General features: G+C 40.4%; 9 protein-coding genes, 2 tRNA genes and 3 rRNA genes. 10 read left to right on the top strand and 4 right to left on the bottom strand.

Annotated features, from left to right (window positions below; all coding sequences use genetic code 11):
* Positions 1–145 precede the first annotated feature (145 nt).
* Complete coding sequence (locus ACU1LP_RS11905; RefSeq protein ID WP_445736361.1) at positions 146–2,578, bottom strand: ribonuclease HII; 2,433 nt, start codon at positions 2,576–2,578, stop codon at positions 146–148.
* Positions 2,579–2,666: 88 nt separating this feature from the next.
* Positions 2,667–3,266, bottom strand: coding sequence for a ribonuclease HII (locus tag ACU1LP_RS11910; protein ID WP_445733210.1), 600 nt, complete (start codon positions 3,264–3,266; stop codon positions 2,667–2,669).
* Positions 3,267–3,520: 254 nt separating this feature from the next.
* On the opposite strand from ACU1LP_RS11910, the gene ACU1LP_RS11915 reads away from it, so the two are divergent.
* The 10 genes from ACU1LP_RS11915 to rrf all read left to right on the top strand — a co-directional run bounded on the left by ACU1LP_RS11915 (position 3,521) and on the right by rrf (position 19,192).
* Entirely contained in the window at positions 3,521–6,889 is a 3,369-nt protein-coding gene (locus ACU1LP_RS11915) for a SusC/RagA family TonB-linked outer membrane protein (protein WP_445736362.1), read from the top strand.
* A 10-nt stretch (positions 6,890–6,899) separates the two neighbouring features.
* Complete coding sequence (locus ACU1LP_RS11920) at positions 6,900–8,396, top strand: RagB/SusD family nutrient uptake outer membrane protein (protein WP_445736363.1); 1,497 nt, start codon at positions 6,900–6,902, stop codon at positions 8,394–8,396.
* A gap of 24 nt (positions 8,397–8,420) precedes the next feature.
* On the top strand, positions 8,421–9,275 hold the full coding sequence (locus ACU1LP_RS11925; RefSeq protein ID WP_445736364.1) for a zinc-binding metallopeptidase: 855 nt from the start codon (positions 8,421–8,423) through the stop codon (positions 9,273–9,275).
* A 79-nt stretch (positions 9,276–9,354) separates the two neighbouring features.
* Positions 9,355–10,743, top strand: a complete 1,389-nt coding sequence (locus tag ACU1LP_RS11930; RefSeq protein ID WP_445733004.1) for a DUF4302 domain-containing protein — start codon at positions 9,355–9,357, stop codon at positions 10,741–10,743.
* 164 nt (positions 10,744–10,907) lie between these two features.
* Positions 10,908–12,848 (top strand): putative porin, encoded by a 1,941-nt coding sequence (locus tag ACU1LP_RS11935; RefSeq protein ID WP_445733005.1) that lies wholly within the window; start codon positions 10,908–10,910, stop codon positions 12,846–12,848.
* Positions 12,849–13,667: 819 nt separating this feature from the next.
* Positions 13,668–15,181: ribosomal RNA gene (locus ACU1LP_RS11940) — 16S ribosomal RNA — on the top strand.
* 148 nt (positions 15,182–15,329) lie between these two features.
* Positions 15,330–15,403: transfer RNA gene (locus ACU1LP_RS11945), tRNA-Ile, on the top strand.
* A gap of 189 nt (positions 15,404–15,592) precedes the next feature.
* A tRNA-Ala gene (locus ACU1LP_RS11950) sits at positions 15,593–15,666 on the top strand.
* Between the two features lie 297 nt (positions 15,667–15,963).
* Positions 15,964–18,851 (top strand): 23S ribosomal RNA (locus tag ACU1LP_RS11955).
* Positions 18,852–19,085: 234 nt separating this feature from the next.
* Positions 19,086–19,192, top strand: a 5S ribosomal RNA gene (gene rrf, locus ACU1LP_RS11960).
* The 16S, 23S and 5S rRNA genes sit together here with 2 tRNA genes alongside, the layout of an rRNA operon.
* Before the next feature lie 96 nt (positions 19,193–19,288).
* Here rrf and ACU1LP_RS11965 read toward each other — a convergent pair.
* Positions 19,289–19,609: an OmpA family protein gene (locus ACU1LP_RS11965; RefSeq protein ID WP_445736367.1), complete on the bottom strand. Its 321-nt coding sequence runs from the start codon at positions 19,607–19,609 to the stop codon at positions 19,289–19,291.
* Positions 19,610–19,790: 181 nt separating this feature from the next.
* Positions 19,791–20,534: T9SS type A sorting domain-containing protein (locus ACU1LP_RS11970; RefSeq protein ID WP_445736365.1), on the bottom strand; the 744-nt coding region annotated here is incomplete at its 5' end.

Genomic DNA, 20,534 nt, shown 5'->3' on the forward strand with positions numbered 1-20,534 from the left:
ATCCATTGTCAATTTCCATTAAGATTTTTATATGATTAATAGCAGCGCTAAAGATAAAAATTCATTTATTATATACAAAGATAATTGCAAATTACTTACATATATAAACTTGCAAATGAGTTAAATAAAGCTTTTTTGGCCATCATCAGTTCAATTTGTAAAGCAATATGGAATTGGGTTCGCCTTTGGTTATAAATTCCAATTTGTTGTCTTTGTCTATGTTTTCCAGCGCAATGGGCGAATTTCCATAAACGGGGAAACCAGACAATAAAACACCTTGGCTATCGTATATGTAAACCTTTTTGGCTTGCAGATCGGTAGTGGCAACATAAATTTTGTCTTTTATATAAAACAGTTCTGGCTGTGTGTAATTGCCAAAATCAAGCTCAACGCTGTTGTTTTTTATTGCAAGTTTGTTGTCACTTTGTGTTATTAAACTTTTGCTGGAAGCGAATATGCTGTGTTTTTCAGAAAGGTTTAAATTTTTGGCAGAAACCGTTCCGTTGGTGTTTATAGAAACCAAATTACCGTTTAAAGTGGTAGTTGTAAAGGTATCATTATACAAAAAGATAGGTTGGTCAGAATACGTGTTTTTTGTTTTGGGGGTTAGTCTGGTATTTCCGGTACGGTCCAAAATATAAAACTTGCTTTGGGTTTTAAATACAATATAGTCTTTGCTGTGTATCCTAAAATGTTTTGGTTGTGTAATGATGGTGCCATCTGCCATATTAAAATCAAAACCATCAACGGTTTTAAGGTTTTTGTCGTACACCAATAGGTTCTTCCCTTGGGTAACCATGAGTCTATAATCTTTATTTCTATCATAATCAAAAATAGCCAATGGCTGCGTAATGTCGTCATTAAAATTACCAGGAAAGGGTGCTACATCTTTCCCGTTTCGGTCAATGACGTACACTTTGTTTGGTGTTGCAAATGCCAGTTGGAGCTTGCCGTTTTTAAAAATGTCCATTTGCTCAATAGTGCCCAATACAGTACCTTCCAGTTGCTTTTTCCAAAGAATTTTTCCTTTGTTTGAAATAAGGTACAGGTTGTTTTTTACATCTTGTACCACAATCTCTTTTTCTTTGGTAATATGATTTACCACAAACTGCGGATTGGTTAAAATATCGGCAGACAACTTAATGTTCAATTCTTCCGAAATGGAGTTTTCCACTGCGATGGATTTACTCTTTTTAATGATGCCATTAATATGGGCAAAATTAGAATCGTATATAAATTGCAAAGCAGAAATGGCGTAATTGCCAAAACTTTCACCTAGATCATCATTGAAATTTTTATTTATGATGGTTTTTAATGACGAAGGGTTTGTTACCAATAATATAGAGGACGCATTGCTTAGTTTTTCCATACATTTTTTAAAGGCTTCGGTTTCGCTCAAGGTGGTCTTGTTTTGATAGTTTGAAATGATATTTTGAAGCAGTTCCAAGTTGTCAGAAAACACAAAAAAGTTATCCAATTCGCAGTATATATTAGCTTTGTTAAACTGGATCAAAGGGAAAAACGTTTTAGAGAACAAATCGGGATCGCTAAAACCGAAAATATCAATGCCCCGGTACGTTTCCATAATGGTTTGCTCTCCAATAAGGGCGTCTTCGGTGGCAATAACATCTATGGAATTTAAAACAATGGCTCGGTTTTGGTTTTCATAGACTATACCAACTTCAACAATATTATCAAGAACAGCCGTTAGTGGCACAATAGAATCTTTTTTATAGAGCGTGTTCAAATTGCCTTCAATGGTTTTAAAATTCTTAAAGGTAAAGCTCATAAATCCATCACTATCAAAAGGGGTGATGTTTTGGATTTGGTTTTCCTGCGGAATGGTTTTCTTGAAAATATGGAGGATACGTTTTGTGGTATCGGTGGCTTTGGTGATGCCATTAAAGTAAATTTCATCTTGCTTTACATCCACATCCAAGGCCATATAACTGGTAAACGCTTTTAAATTTAAAGATTCGCCCACAAAAAAGGATTTTATAAAAGGCGTGTCGGCCTTAATAATCACCGAAAACGTTTTGTCGTTGCTGGTAGCGTTGTAAATTTTTACCAACTCATCATTCATGTTGGAATGGGACAGGACCGTATCCAAAACATCTTTTGAAGAAGCCGCAATAAACGTGCTGTCAATTACCGTGCTATAAAACGTGTTGTTGTTGAAAGTAGACTTAGTAAGCGTTTGGTTTTCGTACTTTAAGGTTTCTTCTATGTAGTTTTTTAGCGAATCGGTTTTAAACAAATGCCGCGTTTTTTTTGTGATGATGGCATATTGAAGACTGTCTGTTGCATCTGCTGAAAAGCAAATCAACACATCGCCATTCGGTTTTAAAAGTGCCAGATTGTTCAATTTGCTTTCTAGGCTTTTGTAGGCATTTGTTTTAGAAAATCTATCCAAAAAATCACTGTTGCTGATGCTGCTTTTTAGATCTTCAAGGTTAGAGGTTTTGATAATGATGGAAGTGTTTTCCGGTACGTAATCAATAAGATTTGTGCGCTCTATTTGGGTGTTGGAACAGCTAAAAACAACTAATAATAAGAGGGAAAAACCAAAGATTCTCATAAAACGGATTAATTTATGCAAACCTACATATTTTTCAATTTATTTTAATCTTTTTATCTTTAATGTGTTCAGTCTTTTTTCTTTATTCTTAAAAATCCAATTTTAATTGTTCGGGCAAAAGACGAAACGATTTTCTGTGATATTTGGTAATTCCATAGTTGCGTATCGCCTCTCGATGCTCTTTGGTAGGGTAGCCTTTATTTTGTTTCCAGTTATACATGGGGTATTCTTCATGGATGGTTTCCATATAAAGATCTCTATGGGTTTTTGCCAAAACAGAGGCGGCGGCAATGCTCAAGTATTTGCCATCGCCTTTTACAATGGTTTCAAAAGGGATATTTTCAAAAGGTTTAAAACGGTTGCCATCTACAATAATAAATTCTGGTTTGGTTTTTAATTTTTTAATGGATTGGTGCATCGCCAAAATAGAGGCGTTTAATATATTTATTTGGTCTATCTCTTCTTGAAATACATGGGCAACCCCAAAAGCTACCGCTTCCGATTCGATGATTGGTTTTAAAAAATCTCTTTTGTGTTCGGTAAGTTGCTTGGAATCGTTCAAAACCACATTTTTAAAATCTGCTGAAAGCATAACAGCGGCGGCAGTAACCGGACCCGCCAAACAACCACGTCCGGCTTCGTCGGTACCACATTCCAATAAAAACCTTGAATGGTTATTGAGTAGCATATTTTAAAATATACACAAATTTATAGTTTTTATTTTACAGTGTGGGTTTTGTTGTATGGTTATGTTTTCATTATAAAATAATCATCTTTTACAGGATTTTGTTTAATCTTTTTTATAATTACCCCTTAAATCCTAAATATTCTTTAAACAAAATTCAAAAAAAATAAATTTTAACATATTTATTACTGGTTTTGATTTGTTTATTTAAGATAATATTAAGAAATTCGTTTTTGACTAACTCAAATAATTAATGTATGAAATTAAAGTTGACGGGTTTGTTAATGCTTTTTATAGCATTTTCAATACAATGCTCTTTTGCCCAAGACAAAAAAATTACTGGAAAAATAACGGATGCTGAAGGCATACCACTTAATGGTGCTACCATTATTGTAGAAGGTGCCAACAGAGGCGTTGTTTCAGATTTTGATGGCAACTATACCATTTCCGCAAAAACAGGAGAAGTATTAAAAATTAGTTTTATTGGCATGCAAACGCAAAAAGTGAACATTGCAGATAAAACTACCATTGATATTGTTTTAAAAGAAGATTTAGAAAGTTTAGATACCGTGGTAATAACGGGATATCAAAACGTAAAACGCGAATTGTTTACGGGTGCTTCCCAAACCATTAAAGCTGCAGATATTAAATTGGATGGAGAAGCAGATATTTCGAGAGCTTTAGAAGGAAGGGCAGCTGGTGTTAGTGTGCAAAATGTAACAGGTACTTTTGGTGCAGCGCCTAGAATTACCATTCGCGGGTCGTCCTCTATTTTAGGCGATACCAAACCCATTTGGATTGTTGATGGCGTTATTCAAGAAGAAATTGTGAACCTATCTGTATCCGATTTGGTTTCCGGTGATGCCAATACCTTATTAAGTTCGGCAGTTGCTGGATTAAACGCTTCAGATGTAGAGAGTTTCGAGATTCTTAAGGATGCGTCGGCAACAGCGCTTTATGGCGCTAGAGCGTTGAATGGGGTAGTGGTTATTACCACAAAATCTGGTAAGAAAAACCAAAAACCAACATTCAATTATGCAGCCGAATATGCGGTAAGGGACCTTCCAAGATACACCAATTATGATTTGCTGAACTCGCAAGAAACCGTTTCTGTTTACAGGGAAATGGAAAGTAAAGGGTTTTTGGATTTGCCTTCATCATTTCAAGGCAGATATGGTGGCATCTATAATATCATGTACCGAGCCATCAATAATTTTAATGAAACAACTGGCCAATTCCAACTTCAAAACACACCCGAAGCACGTGCTCAATTTTTGCAACAATATGAATTGGCAAATACCAACTGGTTTAAAACCTTGTTCAGTGCTGCTCCAACACAAACACATACATTGAGTTTTTCGGGTGGTGGTGAAAACTCAACATCGTATGCCTCGTTGGGATATTATACCGATGGTGGCTGGACGGTTGCCGATAGGGTGCGCCGCATCACAGGGAATTTAAGAAACACCTATTACTTAATGGACAATAAGTTAAAGATAACCACCCAATTACAAGGTTCTATTAGAAATCAATTGGCACCGGGTACTTTTGCAAGACAGGAAGATGTGGTAAGCGGTTCTTATACAAGAGATTTCGATATCAACCCCTTTAGCTACGCCATTAATACAAGTAGGGCGTTGCGCGCACGGGACACAAATGGGAACTTGGAATATTCACGGTACAACTGGGCACCTTTTAATATTTTAAATGAATTGGAAAACAATGGTATTGAACTGAATGTGTCCGATATTAAATTTCAAGGTCAGGGCGAATACGAAATAAATAAAAATGTAACCTATACCTTTTTAGGTTCTGCACGTTATGCTACCTCAAATAGCGAGCATTCCATAACCGAAAATTCCAATGTAGCTGGCGCTTACAGAGCAAATGAAACTACTATTGTTCAGGATCAAAATACCTTTTTGTTTTCAGACCCGGATTTTCCGAATTCCAGACCAAAAGTGGTGTTGCCCGTTGGTGGTATATTGATTACCTCAAAAAACACCTTGGTTACTTATACTTTTAGAAACACTTTGGATTTTACGAAACGATTCAAAAACGATGTTCATGGTATTCGGGTGTATGGCGGACAAGAATATAGATATACCGATAGAACCGAAACCAAAAATACCGGTTATGGCTATCAATTTTCTCGTGGTGGTACCGTTTTTACCGACCCCGATATTTTGAAGAAAGTCATTTTAGAAGGCAATCCTTATTTTTCAGCTGAAGAAACCAGGCAACGTGAAGTGTCTTTTTTTGCTAACGTAACCTATGATTTTGAAAAGAAATACGTGCTTAACGTTACAGGAAACTACGAAGGTTCCAACAGGGCAGGTAAATCTACCGAATCTCGGTGGTTACCAACTTACACCATTGGCGGTAAGTGGAACGCCGACAAAGAAGACTTCATAAAAAAATCGGACATCATTTCAACCTTAGCGTTCAGACCGAGTTACGGACTTGTGGCGCTTTTGGCAGACAATGCCACTAACAATCTGGCTGTTTTCAGAAGCCAAATTACGGATAGACAATATAATGATGATCGAGAAAATTATATTGATATTGAAGATTTACAAAACAGCGAATTGACTTGGGAAAAAACCCTTGAACTTAATTTAGGGGTCGATGTGGGCTTTTTACACAACAGGATCATGTTGAATTTTGATGCTTACTTTAGAAAAGGAAAAGATTTGATTGACCTTATCAGAACTACGGGTATTGGCGGTGAATCCATTAAATTGGGTAACAACTCTGAAATGACCACAAACGGTATTGAGTTTCAGGTAAACACCGTAAATATTGATAACGCTGATTTTAGATGGAAAACAGGATTTAATATTTCGCACTTTAACCAAGAAGTCACTTCACTAAAACAAGAATCCAATGTGTTCGATTTGGTAACAGGTACGGGCAGAGGCAACGCGATTGGCTATCCAAAAGGAGCGTTGTTCTCATATAAATCTGAAGGCCTTAACAATTATGGTTTGCCAACCTTTTTAACCGAAGATCCAGATTTTAACCCAGCGAAACCTTACGATTTGATCGATTTTCAAGATACCGATAAGGTGTTGGATTATTTAGTGTATGAAGGTCCCACCGAACCAAATATCTCTGGAGGACTTTCAAATAATTTCTCCTATAAAAACTGGGATTTTAGTTTCTTTATCTCTTTTTCGGCAGGTAATAAAGTGCGTTTAGCGTCCACATACAAATCGGAATATACAGATTTGGATGTGTTTCCACGGGAATTTGTAAACCGTTGGATAGCACCGGGCGACGAAAACCTTACCAGCATTCCTACAATTCCTTCACAAAGCGTGTTACAGTCTTTTGGTGAAAACGAATTGGAAAGAGCCTATAATGCCTATAATTATTCCACCGCACGTACTGCCGATGGCGATTTTATCAGAATGAAAAACATAGCGTTAGGATATACGTTTGACAAACAAACCATCAAAAAATTAGGGATTTCTAATTTTAGGTTGAGTTTGCAAACTACCAATCCGTTTTTAATCTACTCCGATTCAAAATTGGGTGGTCAAGACCCCGAGTTTTTCAGATCGGGAGGCGTTGCGTATCCAATTTCACGACTGTTTACATTTTCACTAAATGTTGGTTTTTAAAATGAATTCTATGAAAAATATAATTAAAGTCTTAGTATGTGTTTTGCTGGCTTCTTCATGCAACGATATTTTAGATGAAGCACCAGATAACAGAATAGAAGCACTGGATTCTCCCGAAAAAATTGCAGAACTACTCGTTGGGGCTTACCCCGATGCAGCCTATGTGCCTTTTTTAGAACCCATGTCCGATAATGCGGGCGATAAAGGCCCCAGTGCCGATACAGGGATCGATTTTGCAACCACCCTTAATAAACGCATGTACTTTTGGGACGATATAAACGATATTGACGACGACACGCCCACAAACTACTGGAACAGAGCTTATAAGGCTATTGCACAAGCCAACCAAGCATTGGCGTCTATAGATGCTTTAGGCGGTGGTACAGAATTTAATATTTTAAAAGGGGAAGCACTTATCTGTCGTGCTTATGCCCATTTTATGTTGGTGAGCATATTTTCAAAGGCATACAATCCTTCAACCGCAAGTTCTGATATGGGCATCCCTTACGTAACCAAACCAGAAACCGCTTTGTTGGGTAAGTATGAAAGAGGTTCCGTAGAGAACGTTTATAATCAAATTCAAAATGATATTGAAACAGGGTTGCCACTTATTAAGGATAATTACAATGTACCGGCTTTTCACTTTACACAAAAAGCCGCAAACGCATTTGCTTCCCGTTTTTATTTGAACAAAGGCGAATGGCAAAAAGTTATAGACCATAGCAATAATGCTTTAGGCGCCAATGCAACGAGTGTTTTAAGGGATTGGACCAATCAATACGCTCCAAGAACGTATTCCGAGCAAAATTACCTTTATACATCGTCAACTGCAGAACCTGCTAATATATTGCTGGTTTCGGCATCCTCACTTTATGATAGGTTTCATGCGAACGCTAGGTACCAAATGAACAGCGCCATTGCCAGTCAGTTGTTTTTTGGTCGTAATATTTCCGGTAGGTTTTGGTCCTTCGGAATATATGGTTCTTCAGATTTGTTTTATAACATCCCTAAGTTCCAAGAGTATTTTAAAGTAACCAACCAAGCAGCAGGAACGGGCAATACGTTTGTATCGTATGTATTGTTGTCAACAGATGAAGTGCTTCTTAACCGTGCCGAAGCATACGCTATGTTAGGGCAATTGGATAATGCAACAGATGACATTAATAGGTCATTATCGGTTAAATCTGAAAATTACGATCCAGCTACCGATGCCCTAACGGCATTGGATATTGCAACTATATACCAAGGGTTTCCACCATCCATTTATACGCCATTTTATACCATTCCAACAGGATCGCTTCCGTTTGTGGCAGCTATTTTAGATATCAAGCAAACCATTTTCTATAACGACGGGTTGCGTTGGTTCGATATAAAGCGACATAATATGGAACTGACCCATACCGATGTTTTAGGCAACAGTTACAAGCTGCCCAAAGCTGATAATAGACGGCAAATTCAAATACCTGAAGCGGCACAATCTTTTGGTATTGCACCAAACCCACGATAATTTTAAAATTCAAATTTCATAAAAATGAAAAACTACATATACATAACATTAGCATTCATGGTTTTGGCGTTTGCAACAGCCTGTGATGATGGTTCCGACAGCGTTGGTGAAAGCCAAATAGACACCAACCCTCCCATTTTAAACGATTTGGATAAATGGTTAAGAAGCAATTTTGTGGCACCTTATAATATTGAAGTGCTTTACAAATGGGATATTAACGATACCGATATTGATAGATACCTGCACCCACCTTTTGAAACCAGCGTAAAACCGGTAGCCAATGCGCTGCAAAAAGCTTGGATAGAACCTTATACACAAGTTGGCGGTGCTAATTTCATTAAAAAAATAGCCCCAAGGCAATTTACCATGGTAGGTAGTTTTAATTACAATCCAAACAGCCCCACCATCACGCTTGGTGTGGCAGAGGCTGGCACTAAAATCACACTCTTTAATATTGATTATTTAGATTTTACTGATATTAACAGTATTAAACAGCCCTTAAAAACGGTACAGCACGAATATGGCCATATTTTAAATCAAAACATCCCTATCGATGTGGCTTACGGTCTTATAAATCCTGAAAATTATACGGCGCAGTGGTTTAATAGAACTGATGGAGAAGCAAGGGAATTAGGGTATATTACCGCTTATGGCTCCAGTCAGGAAAGCGAGGATTTTGTTGAAATGGTTTCAGAAATGCTAACCAATTCAAAAACAGAGTTTGATGCGATGGTAGAAAGCATTGATAATGAAGACTCAAAAGCCATAATAAGAACAAAGGAAGCTATGGTGGTTGAATATTACAAAAAGAAATTCAATATAGATTTATATGAACTTCAAGAACTTGTAGCCACAGCAACCCAAAAACTTGTAAATTAATAGATATGAAATGCAACCCGAACTTGCGAACAGGCGAAGCAATTGCATAGGACCATTAAAAAACAAATATTATCTACATATGAAAAAAATATATATAAAGTTTGGCTTTATCTGCTTAATGTTTTTAGGGTTTGTGTCGTGTAACAACGATGGTGCCGAAACCCTTTTTGCCGATTCCCCAGCCGATAGAATTGCACAGAAAAACAGCGAATTGCTAAATTTGCTATTGGCAGAACCCAATGGCTATAAAGGAATTTACTTTCCAAAGAACGATGAGTTTGGCGGTTTTACATTTTATATGAAATTCAATGCCGATGGAACGGTTAACATGACCTCCGATTTTAATGATGAAACAGCCATTGCATCATCATCATTCGAAGTACGTTATGGTTCTGCACCCGAATTGGTTTTTACCACCAGAAACCATATACAAAAAGTGAGCGACCCCGATTACCCAGGGTTGATAGGTTCGGGCTTTAAAGGCACTTCTGTGTTTCAATATTTTGGCAATGAAAATGGGCTGCTCACTTTTAAGGATGTTAGAAATGCCAACACCGGTCGTTTTGAACTTACACCCTCGGGCTTAGCAAATTTCAATACCGAAAGTGTCCAAAAAGTACAAAGTTCTTTAGCGCAACGCCAAAATTTATTGCCAACGCCCTCAAGTTCGGTTTTTCAAGTTTTAAAAATTAAAAAAGGGAACAAAGAGTCCAATTTCAATTTTAATTATGATGCGTTTAGGTTATATGCATCACCACGAGTACGTCTTGAAGGGGATGTTATCTCGGTTCAAGAATTTAATTTTGGCATCGCCTTTACGGGAGATGGCTTAATAATTAGCCCGTCTTTACAATTTGATGGTGAAAGCTATACCAATTTCACTTATGATGTGGCCACTTTAAGTTATGTTTCAACCGTAAACGGCTCGACGGCCACCATTTTGTTTGATAATGAGCCTGCTTTTATTGGTGAAGATGTAAATGAATTGTTAGATCTAGGACCTACGGGGTTTTTATATAGACCAGCCTTGGGAAAAAATCCTTTAACCTCACCAGGATATGACTTAATGATTTCACAAGTAAACGAAAACCTAGGAGCTATTGGTTTTTCATTTGTAGAACTTCAATTAATTTTAGATTTTGAAAGCGACGATTGTGACACCTATCTTTTTATTAGAGTTAGAAGAGATTCTGACGGTGCTACATTTACAACGTTTTATTGTTATGAGAAAGCCGTAATACAAGATAGAAAGTTGTTTTTAACCTATTTAGGCCCTTCAGGAGGGAATGCGACTTTTTTGGAAGCGAGATTAGCGCCAATAATAAACTTTTTCAACAGCAGTAAAGGATTAATTTATTCAGATGAAGGAAGTTTTTCTTCAAGTGCCGCTAGTTATATCAATAGAGCAGGAACATTCACAAGTTTAGACAATCCTTCCATAAGAATATATGGTCTGTGGTTTGGTTAATTAATAATCATGCTAGCTTTTCAATAATCAAAAAATCCCTAAATCAATTTCGGTTTAAGGGTTTTTGGTTTTCAAATGGTAAATAAATACTATAAGCAAATAATTTTTCCGTTTTACAACGTTATCATATTTTGTATTTACATTTGCACTGTTCAAAAACAATTATGAAGAATATAATTTTAGCAATCACATTAACACTATCTACGTTAAATATTCTATGTGCACAAAATAACCCAAAAAAACCAAGTAGGTTAAGTCGAGAACTCGGTATGGCTAAACCTAATGATTCCGTTGATAAAGCAAAACTTCCTAAAATACAACAGTACTTAATTATAACGTATAAAAATGACACTACTTATGTAGATACTACGCTCACCATCCAAAAAGAGTACAAATTCAATTACTTGCGTAAGGATAATTTTGGTTTGATGCCGTTTTCTAACCTAGGGCAAACGTATAACAGCTTAACCTACAATTTTCAGAATACCAGTTTAATGCCAAGTTTTGGCGCGCGCGCAAGGCACTTCAATTATATGGAAATTGAAGATATCAATTATTATCGCGTGCCAACACCACTTACCGAATTGTATTTTAAAACAGCATTCGAGCAAGGGCAGCAAACCGATGCCTTTATCACCATCAATACATCACCACAGTTCAATTTTTCAATAGCCTACAAAGGATTGCGCTCCTTGGGCAAGTATCAGCATATTTTAACAAGCAGCGGTAATTTCAGGTTTACTTCAAACTACCAATCAAAAAATAAACGATACGTTGCAAAAGGGCACATTGTGACCCAAGATTTGTTAAACCAGGAAAATGGAGGTTTGCGCGATGATTACATAGCTAATTTTGAATCGGGCGATCCCGAATTTTTAGACCGTTCCATACTAGAAGTTAATTTCGAAAATGCCGAAAGCATATTAAGAGGCAAACGGTTTTATTTGGACCACACTTATAAAATCATTCGGGAAAAAGATTCTTTATCAAAAAACAAACTCAGTATCGGTCATATCCTATCTTTTGAAGATAAAAATTTTGAATTTAATCAAACAGGTGTCGATACCACTTATTTTGGAAGTGCCTTTAAAAGTTCTATAAAAGATCGTTCTACTCTTGAAAACTTTTACAATCAATTACAATTAAATTACAGCAATAACATACTGGGCGATTTACAGTTTAATGTAAGCAACAACAATTATAACTATGGTTACGATAAATTGGTGCTTCTAGATGGAAAAACCATTACCAACCGATTAAAAGGCGGTATTTTTTCAGCGGGCGGTAAATACCATAAGCAATATAAAGGGTTCGACCTAAATGGCGAACTGGGGCTTAATATTGCAGGCGATTTTGATGGAAACTACCTAAAAGCAGTCGCAACTTTTAAGCTGAACGATGATATAGCAGCTTCCGCATCATTGAACCACAGTTCCAAAGCACCAAATTATAACACGTTATTGTACCAAAGTCTTTATAAAAAATACAACTGGCAAAATGGCCTTAATAACGTCAAAACGCAACAATTGGCATTTCAGTTAAAATATAAAAGCTTAGCGAATATTACGGTAGATTTCAACACCATAAACGATTATGTCTATTTTAAAAAGGACGAAACAACCCTACAAGTTCGCCCATTTCAAAACAGTGGTACCATTACCTACTTACGCGCCAAACTAGAAAACGAAATCAAACTAGGTAAGTTTGCCTTAAATAACACTGTGCTGTACCAAAACGTGCAAGACGATAACGGCGTGCTAAACGTGCCACAGCTCACCACCCGTAACACGTTTTATTTCTCAAGCCATCTGTTTAAAAAAGCCATGTTTTTGCAAACGGGTGTTACCTTAAATTATTTCACAAAGTATTACATGAATGCCTACAATCCGGTTTTGGCAGAATTCTATGTGCAAAACGCTAAAGAATATGGCAATTTCCCGAGGTTGGATTTCTTTATAAACGCCAAAATCCGTCAAACCAGACTTTATTTAAAAGCCGAACATTTCAATTCATCCTTCACAGGTTACAACTATTATTCCGCACCAAACTATCCGTATCGCGACTTTATAGTGCGCTTTGGAGTTGTTTGGAATTTCTTTTTATAAATTATTTGGGCGTTCCCCTTCGGGTCGGGCTTTCCGCTAAATCTTTTGGTTTTTTGTCATTCCTGCGCAGGTAGGAATCCATAATCAAATATAATAGGTGTGTTTTTAAGGTTATTTCCCTATCCAATAAAACCAAAAGGATATCGCTGCAATCCCTAACGCGGGCGTGCCGGCCATGGGCAGAGCAACACCAAGATCGAGCGCTTTCTGGCAAGCCGCCGCCGCCATCCCTTGGCGTCTTAGAATCTTAGCGCGCCAAAAAAGGCACATCCCGTACCCCAAAACCACTGTCCGGTCCCCGCCATTCTATGCCAAGACCGCCCCTCCGGGGAAAAACCATGGGCCGTAAACCCCATATAATAAGCGAGTTAAAAGGGCACAGAAAAATAAACGAAAAAAGATAAAAAAAAGCTTGTGCGGAACGGAAAAAGCATCGTATGTTTGCACCCGCTAAAACAGGGTATGCTTTGTGCGGCGGAGTTCATAAAAAGGTTTGGATATAAGGATTTGGGAGTTGAAAAAAAACTTTTCAAAAAAAATACCAAAAACTATTGTGGGGTTAAAAAAAGGGTTTTATATTTGCACCCGCTTAGCAAGGAAACGAGCTGGGCCACAAGAAAAACAGTCCATCTCTCTTTCCCTTTGGGGAAGATGTCCGATAGGACAGATGGGGAGGAACAAGTTCATAGACATATTGGATTGACAGCGTAAGGTCTAGTCGGAAACGGCGAAGACCGACAAAGAGAACAGAACATTTAGAGTACTAGAGATTCCGATTGATTGTTAACAGGGACATATTGATATGTCCGATACAAATTAACGATGAAGAGTTTGATCCTGGCTCAGGATGAACGCTAGCGGCAGGCCTAACACATGCAAGTCGAGGGGCAGCACGTCTTCGGATGGTGGCGACCGGCGCACGGGTGCGTAACGCGTATACAACCTGCCCCTTACCGCGGGATAGCCCAGGGAAACTTGGATTAACACCGCATAGTATAATAGGACCGCATGGTTTTGTTATTAAAGGCGACGGTAAGGGATGGGTATGCGTCCTATTAGCTGGATGGAGTGGTAACGGCACACCATGGCAACGATAGGTAGGGGCCCTGAGAGGGGGATCCCCCACACTGGTACTGAGACACGGACCAGACTCCTACGGGAGGCAGCAGTGAGGAATATTGGACAATGGGCGCAAGCCTGATCCAGCCATGCCGCGTGCAGGAAGACGGCCCTATGGGTTGTAAACTGCTTTTATACGGGAAGAAACACCCCCTCGTGAGGGGGCTTGACGGTACCGTAGGAATAAGGATCGGCTAACTCCGTGCCAGCAGCCGCGGTAATACGGAGGATCCAAGCGTTATCCGGAATCATTGGGTTTAAAGGGTCCGTAGGTGGACGGTTAAGTCAGAGGTGAAATCCTGCCGCTCAACGGTAGAATTGCCTTTGATACTGGCCGTCTTGAATCAATGTGAAGTGGTTAGAATATGTGGTGTAGCGGTGAAATGCATAGATATCACATAGAATACCGATTGCGAAGGCAGATCACTAACATTGCATTGACACTGATGGACGAAAGCGTGGGGAGCGAACAGGATTAGATACCCTGGTAGTCCACGCCGTAAACGATGGATACTAGCTGTTGGGACTTGTCTCAGTGGCTAAGCGAAAGTGATAAGTATCCCACCTGGGGAGTACGTTCGCAAGAATGAAACTCAAAGGAATTGACGGGGGCCCGCACAAGCGGTGGAGCATGTGGTTTAATTCGATGATACGCGAGGAACCTTACCAGGGCTTAAATGTAAGTTGCATGGGGTAGAGATATCCCTTTCTTCGGACCACTTACAAGGTGCTGCATGGTTGTCGTCAGCTCGTGCCGTGAGGTGTCAGGTTAAGTCCTATAACGAGCGCAACCCCTGTCGTTAGTTGCCAGCGAGTCATGTCGGGAACTCTAACGAGACTGCCGGTGCAAACCGTGAGGAAGGTGGGGATGACGTCAAATCATCACGGCCCTTACGTCCTGGGCTACACACGTGCTACAATGGTGGGGACAGAGAGCAGCCACTGGGCGACCAGGAGCGAATCTACAAACCCCATCACAGTTCGGATCGGAGTCTGCAACTCGACTCCGTGAAGCTGGAATCGCTAGTAATCGCATATCAGCCATGATGCGGTGAATACGTTCCCGGGCCTTGTACACACCGCCCGTCAAGCCATGGAAGCTGGGAGTGCCTGAAGTCCGTCGCCGCAAGGAGCGGCCTAGGGTAAAATCGGTAACTAGGGCTAAGTCGTAACAAGGTAGCCGTACCGGAAGGTGCGGCTGGAACACCTCCTTTCTAGAGAAAGACGATCAAAAGGAAACAAAAAGACTAGGAAAAGGGTAGTCTGTTCTCATTGCTGTTAATTTAAGATAACAAGTCACCAGTCAACGGTGCTTCAATGACCGGATAGGTTATTGGAAACTGAAAACTGACGACTATAAACAGTCTCATAGCTCAGCTGGTTAGAGCGCTACACTGATAATGTAGAGGTCGGCAGTTCGAGTCTGCCTGGGACTACGAAGCACGCAAGTGCCGGGTATGCCCACGAAGGTGGGTATCTGTTGAAGGCTAACGAAAAGTTAGTTCGAAATAGAAACGTTCATACGATCCTGAACTAAATTCAGGACAAGCATATTGAAAGGAAATTTTGGAAGTTGAGAATTCACAATTCGTAATTCTGGATTCATGGTTCTGAATTCTGAAGACGGGGGATTAGCTCAGCTGGCTAGAGCGCTACGCTTGCACCGTAGAGGTCATCGGTTCGACTCCGATATTCTCCACTATCCCCACCTAGCCTCCCCAAAGGGGAGGGAGTTGGAAAGCTAACTCTCCCCCCTTGGGGGAGCTGGAGGGGGAAACGTTCATTGACATATTGAAAAAAGATACATGAAAATTAAGATTGGATCCGTCCAATCTTAAATAATAATTTAGATCAATTAGGGTCACATCGAGCGATCCCTAATTAATCAAAAAACGTTTAATTTATGAGGTGTAAGAAAGTTTAATTGGTATTTATACTGATTAAATAGGCTGAAAATTATAAATTAAATAGTAACTCATTAAAAAAGCAAAGAGTACAATAAGCTAAATAAGGGCGTATGGGGAATGCCTAGGCTCTCAGAGGCGATGAAGGACGTGATAAGCTGCGAAAAGCCGCGGGGATCGGCACACACGATTTGATCCGCGGATATCCGAATGGGGCAACCCACCATGTTGAAGACATGGTATCCTGAACTTGTTTCAGGAAGCAAACCCGGGGAACTGAAACATCTAAGTACCCGGAGGAGAAGAAAACAATAGTGATTCCGTTAGTAGTGGCGAGCGAACGCGGATTAGCCCAAACCGCACCTGTTACGGCAGGTGCGGGGTTGTAGGACCACGATGTTCGAGGCAGGATGAACTGGAACCCTTTGGAAAGAGGGGCCATAGACGGTGATAGCCCGGTACAGGTAAAGAATGCGTAGATAGTGGTATCCTGAGTAGTGCGGGACACGAGTAATCCTGTATGAACCGGTCGGGACCATCCGATAAGGCTAAATACTCCTGAGAGACCGATAGTGAACCAGTACCGTGAGGGAAAGGTGAAAAGAACCCTGAATAAGGGAGTGAAACAGAACCTGAAACCATACGCCTACAAGCGGTCGGAGTGCTGGATTTATTTCAGTATGACGGCGTGCCTTTTGCATAATGAGCCTACGAGTTACCGTTGCTGGCAAGGTTAAGTGGTTAAGCCACGGATCCGCAGCGAAAGCGAGTCTGAACAGGGCGAGCTTCATTCTTAGGGAATGAAAGCGTATTTATACGTTTAGTCAGTAGTGGTAGACGCGAAACCGTGTGATCTACCCATGGGCAGGTTGAAGCTGTAGTAACATACAGTGGAGGACCGAACCGGTTGACGTTGAAAAGTCTTCGGATGACCTGTGGGTAGGGGTGAAAGGCCAATCAAACTCGGAAATAGCTCGTACTCCCCGAAATGCATTTAGGTGCAGCGTTGATTTATAGTTCTGTAGAGGTAGAGCTACTGATTGGATGCGGGGGCTTCACCGCCTACCAATTCCTGACAAACTCCGAATGCTACAGAATGATGGTCAGCAGTGAGGGCATGGGTGCTAAGGTCCATGTCCGAGAGGGAAAGAACCCAGACCATCGGCTAAGGTCCCAAAATATATGTTAAGTTGAAATAACGAGGTCGGACTGCTTAGACAGCTAGGATGTTGGCTTGGAAGCAGCCATTCATTTAAAGAGTGCGTAACAGCTCACTAGTCGAGCGGTCCGGCATGGATAATAATCGGGCATAAACATATTACCGAAGCTATGGACCCTGGACTTGTTCCAGGGTGGTAGGGGAGCATTGTAGTGTCGTCGAAGGTGTGTCGTGAGGCATGCTGGAGAAGCTACAAAAGAAAATGTAGGCATAAGTAACGATAATGCGGGCGAGAAACCCGCACACCGAAAGACTAAGGTTTCCTCAGCTATGCTAATCAGCTGAGGGTCAGTCGGGGCCTAACGCGAACCCGAAAGGGGCAGTGGATGGACAACAGGTTAATATTCCTGTACCTGCTCACGTTAAAAGTGACGGAGGCGTAAATTTGGTGCGTGCTGACGGAATAGCACGTTGAAGCCAGTGGCAACACGGCGATAGTACACTGAGGCTCCGGCCAAGGTGATAATCCAGAGTAGCGACTTCCAAGAAAAGCGAGTGAAGCAGCCCGTACCCTAAACCGACACAGGTAGTTGGGATGAGAATTCTAAGGTGCTCGAGAGATTCATGGCTAAGGAATTAGGCAAAATAGACCCGTAACTTCGGGAGAAGGGTCGCCCTGAACTTGTTTCAGGGCCGCAGTGAAAAGGTCCAGGCGACTGTTTATCAAAAACACAGGGCTATGCTAAATCGAAAGATGACGTATATGGCCTGACACCTGCCCGGTGCTGGAAGGTTAAGTGGAGGGCTTAGGGGCAACCCGAAGGTCTTAAATGAAGCCCCAGTAAACGGCGGCCGTAACTATAACGGTCCTAAGGTAGCGAAATTCCTTGTCGGGTAAGTTCCGACCTGCACGAATGGTGCAACGATCTGGACACTGTCTCAGCCATGAGCTCGGTGAAATTGTAGTATCGGTGAAGATGCCGATTACCCGCTGTGGGACGAAAAGACCCCGTGCACCTTTACTATAGCTTAGTATTGGTTTTGGACAAGTAATGTGTAGGATAGGTGGGAGGCTCCGATCGTGCGTCGCCAGGCGTGCGTTAGCCATTGTTGAAATACCACCCTTTGCTTGTCTAGAGTCTAACCCTTGTACAAAGGGGACAGTGCTTGGTGGGTAGTTTGACTGGGGTGGTCGCCTCCAAAAGAGTAACGGAGGCTTCTAAAGGTTCCCTCAGCACGCTTGGTAACCGTGCGCAGAGTGCAATGGCATAAGGGAGCTTGACTGAGAGACCTACAAGTCGATCAGGTACGAAAGTAGAGCATAGTGATCCGGTGGTTCCGCATGGAAGGGCCATCGCTCAAAGGATAAAAGGTACGCCGGGGATAACAGGCTGATCTCCCCCAAGAGCTCATATCGACGGGGGGGTTTGGCACCTCGATGTCGGCTCGTCACATCCTGGGGCTGGAGAAGGTCCCAAGGGTTGGGCTGTTCGCCCATTAAAGTGGCACGCGAGCTGGGTTCAGAACGTCGTGAGACAGTTCGGTCTCTATCTACAGTGGGCGCTAGAAATTTGAGTGGACCTGACCCTAGTACGAGAGGACCGGGTTGGACGAACCTCTGGTGTACCAGTTGTTCCGCCAGGAGCACTGCTGGGTAGCTACGTTCGGAAGGGATAAGCGCTGAAAGCATATAAGCGCGAAACCCACCACAAGATGAGATTTCTTTAAAGGGTCCCCGTAGACTACGGGGTCGATAGGCCACAGGTGCAAAGGCGGCAACGCCACAGCCGAGTGGTACTAATAACCCATAGGCTTATTGTATCCTCCCCCGACCCCTCCAAAGGAGGGGGGCAGGCCTGCCCGCCGGGGGGAGCGTTTTTTTTTTTTTTGTTAAGTGCAAAACGGTTATTGTTAAGAATGTTCATGTATAATGGCGGTTATCGCCCTTTTTTCAATATGTTAAGATATTAGTCCTCCCCCAGCCCCTCCGAAGGAGGGGGCCCAGAACGGAAACTGGCGCCCGGATTCTTTCGGGAACAGGGAGGGGCCACGGTTTAAGGTGGCTATAGCGACGGGGCTCACCTCTTACCATTCCGAACAGAGAAGTTAAGCCCGTTAGCGCCGATGGTACTGCATTGTGGGAGAGTAGGTCGTTGCCTTTTTTGGAAACCCTTCATAGAAATATGAAGGGTTTTTTGTTTTTTACCATATTGTTATTATAAATGTCAATACAAACTATCAATAAATGAAATTAGACTTTAATTGGTTTTTATAAATTCAACCCGCCTGTTATTGGCTTTGTTTATAGTGTTTATGTTTGGCACAATTGGTTCAGATTCGCCCTTACGATCTATTTCCATTCTCCTTGCGTTAATACCGAATTCTGAACTTAAGTCATTTTTAACAGAGGTAGTCCGTTTTTTGGAAAGCTCTAAATTACTCGCTTCATCACCATCACTGTCGGTATGACCAACAATCAAAACCTTTACATCGTTGTTTTCCTCGTTTGCAACGAGTGCCGTAACTCTTGGGTATTTTAGAAAGCACTCGTTACAAACGAGCGCTAGCAGGGTAAAAATTTAGAACTTAATAATGCAGATCAAAAAGGATTAATTGATAATGTTGTTATTTTTAGAATGTTTGATGTTTAAACAGAATAGACCACACGAAAGGATTCGTGCGGTAGCGGGGTAATTATAAAAAGCTCAACCTTTAAGAGTCGAGCTTTTTTTACAATAATAATTTATTTCTTTATAAGCCTTATTTGCTTTTTATAAGCCTTATTTGCTTATAATTATTGCCTTGGATCACTTTGACTATATATAATCCAGATTCTAAAGCTCGGCCAAAGTTGAATTCCTGGTCTGCTTTTCCTTCTTCATAATGCACTAATCTGTTGTTTAGATCATAAACATGGATTTTAACTGGAAGAGTGGAATTCTGAGATAATAATTTTAAACTCACATTGACTTTAAATGGATTTGGCCATGTTTTAATTTCAAATTTATCTTCATTTATTGTATCAGTTGGAATTTCTAAATTTCTATCACACAATATTGGTGAGTTAGGAACATTGAAAATTGGGCATTCGTTTAGTTTATACCAATCTACATATTCTTTTGATTTAATCTCGTCCAATGCAATAAACAACCCAGTCATTTTGGTATGATCTCTTCTACTGGATTTTTTGACTTCAATGTCATCTTTTGAATAAATGTTAGCATCTACAATAGATTTCTCTTTAATGGTTACATCATCTTCAACATAGAAAATAACATTAAAACCATTTCTGTCAATCGTATTCTTTTCTCCAATTTTCATCTCATCATCAATTAGAACAATGCAAGGTTGATTGAATTCAATAGTAACATTTTCGTCTGTTTCTAATTTATTAATATAAAGTACCGGAGTGTCAACAATCAAAATTCCTTTATCATCAACTTTTATTGATTTATAAACTTGTTCAGTAAGTATTACCGTTTTTCGTTTGCGTACTTGTATGTT

The organism is Mariniflexile sp. (genome assembly GCF_052728615.1).